Below are 2,597 nucleotides of genomic sequence, written 5' to 3'. Positions count from 1 at the left end.
GGTGCGCTGCGCCTTCCTGGGATGCATCAGCGCCCAGATTCGGTCTCCAAGCTCCTCAATTGCCGCTCTAGCTGCTCTCGCCGCTCCTGCGCATCGAGCAGCGATTGAATCGAGGATTGCGCCGCGTTCAGCGCGTCCCGCACCCTCGAACCTGCGAACATCGACAGCGATGGGTTCCAGTTCCGCAACGTCTCGCGCAACCCCGTCCGCTCTTTGCCGAAGGCACTCCAATCTGTCGGTCTCCTCGTCGACCTGCATCCGCACGTCCGAGAGCCTGCGCTCGCCATCGGCGACCTGAGCTACCAGCTCGTCCCTGCGCGTCTCGGCATCGCGCACGAGCGCGTCGGCGCGCGCCTGCGCGTCCGCGACGATGCGCGCCGCTTCTTCCTCGGCAGGTTGCACGACCGCCCTATCGACCGCGCCGCGCACCTTGTCGATATCGGCGGACTTATCGGTGTAGACCCTCAGCGCACGGGTCTCGTCCCCCAGCTCAACCTCGGGTCGGTACCCCATTTGCTTCTCCAGATAGTCCCCAAGTTCCTTGTGCAAGGACTGATAGAACGCCCTCGGACACATCTTCTTGTAGTTGAACCGCCCGTCCACGATTGGCGTGAAGGGGACGTGCATGTGATCGCGCACGGGCGAGCCGTCCTTGCGCACCTCGTCCCGATGGACGAAGCCGCCCATCATGTTCTCCTTGCCAAGCTTCTGTAGCAGGAACCAGTAGGTGAAGCCGAAAAACTTAAATTCGTCCCCCTTGCGAACGTTCTCGGGCAGCGTCACAACTACATCAGCCATCACCACAGCGTCCTTGCGGACGGCACGTTTACCCGCCGCCTTGGCGGCTTTATTGACCCCCTCAATGCGCCCCTCAACCGTTGCCCAGTTCGGCTCGATGCCATTCATGGCGCGGACTTTGCCGTCTCGGTCATCCAACCCGAGCGTGTAGTTGCCCTTGGTTCGGGTCGGGTCGATGTTCTCCCGACCCAGACTGGATGCATCGCGCCTGTAGTGCGCGAGCATGTGACCGCACGATGCTGCCTTGTATTTCGCGATGTGAGCCATAGAAACCTCCGAGCCGTACAGACTTAATCGACTAAAGTCTAGCACGTTAGACCTTAGCTACGCTAAGGACGTGGCAGGGGACACCCCTGCACCCCTCCGAGACCGCGGCGGCACGGTTCTCGGACAGCTCGCGGCGGCGCTCGCATGAGGGGGCAAGCCCCCTCAAACTCCCCCTTGTCGCGGCTGTTCGTCACACGTCACACGTCACGTATATATTCGGTCGTAGTAGCCGAATATATACGTGCCCCGATTTGATGGGCTTCCTTCGCCGCGACTAGAGCAAGGAAAGGGTCGATGGCGCAGTGCGTCATCGACCCTCAATCAAGTCTGGTTTTGTTGCTTGCCCGCCGCGTCAATTCCGCAGCCGGTGAACGAGGGCTACGTAGATCCGCTATGCGGAACTACTCCGCCCCCGTAGTCACCGCCTGCTCCATTGACCCGCCTACTCGCCCGAATGTGAATCGGCTTCGTTGTTGCGGCAGCGCTCGCGCATCGCTTCTTCCCATGCCAAGCGCTTCTGCATTTCGGCCTTCTCACGCATCATCTTGTTGCCGTTCAGGTACTTAACGAGAAACGCCGAATACGAGACCATGATTTCCCAGTACTGCTCGCCGAAACGTTCGAGCGCGGGCTGCGTGAACTCGTTAATCGTCTCGTAGCCCTCGCTCATGATGAACCACGTCAGCTCCTTTAGCATGTGCTGCTTCTCGGCGGTGCTGATTTGCTCGTAGTTGCCAATGTCGAAGCCGTTGCCAGTAATGCGCTCGCTCGGGTCGTATTGATGCTTGCCGAGCTTGCGGCACTTGTCAGTGTCGTGAATCAGGTAGTCGTAGCAGTGGCGAATGTCGATTACACGCTCGCACTTGTTCAACGCCTTCTCGCCAAGCCGCTTAAAAACGGACATCGCCGTCTTGTAGGTGGTCGTGTTGCCGAAGACGATAATCACGTGCACGTGGTCTTTGCGATGCTCACCCTTGCCGTCAACGTCTGCCACGTGCTCGCAGTAGGCATAGGGCAGCTGCAACAGCTCCTCGATGTTGTCGCGCCAACCATCGACCATGTTCTCCTGATAGAGCACAGCCCACCAGTAACGCGCCTTCACGCTGGTGTCGATTGGCTTCTCAGCCTTCTCGGTCGTCTCGTCTGCCATGAAAAAAGCCACCTCCAAAATCATGGAAGGTGGCTCCGTTTTTACGTCTATCTATAGCCCTGACCTCGCGGTCTTGATAGAATAGTACTGTACGGTGACGGAAACCACCTTCCGTTTCCATTAGCTGGTTGTCGGCGGCAACCAACGACCAGCAACAAACATTATAGGGCATCGCATCGCGCGGTGCCCTTTTATTTTGCGCATCTACCTGCGCTTTCGAGTCCACAAGTATGGACTCACAAAAACGTAAACTATAGTTTACGTTTCACCGAGCTTGCCCGCGCTGCCTGCTGTTCGTCGGCGCAACATGGTTACGGCTCAACGCTTTCGCCGCCCGCGCGACTTCCGTAGCTTCCCTCATCACATCATCCAAGTCGCGCTC

2 protein-coding genes are annotated in these 2,597 nt (G+C 58.7%); both read right to left on the bottom strand.

Annotation, left to right across the window (positions count from 1 at the left end; genetic code table 11):
* A partial coding sequence (locus ACQY6Y_RS08620; RefSeq protein ID WP_428379971.1) for a plasmid recombination protein occupies positions 1-1,065 on the bottom strand: 1,065 nt, incomplete at its 3' end.
* A gap of 442 nt (positions 1,066-1,507) precedes the next feature.
* Positions 1,508-2,215: a Rep family protein gene (locus ACQY6Y_RS08615; protein WP_170264651.1), complete on the bottom strand. Its 708-nt coding sequence runs from the start codon at positions 2,213-2,215 to the stop codon at positions 1,508-1,510.
* Positions 2,216-2,597: the final 382 nt, after the last annotated feature.

It is taken from the genome of Olsenella sp. Marseille-QA0557 (assembly GCF_965119725.1).
Classification (GTDB): domain Bacteria; phylum Actinomycetota; class Coriobacteriia; order Coriobacteriales; family Atopobiaceae; genus Coprovicinus; species Coprovicinus avistercoris.
This window is presented reverse-complemented; position numbering and strand designations above follow the sequence as displayed.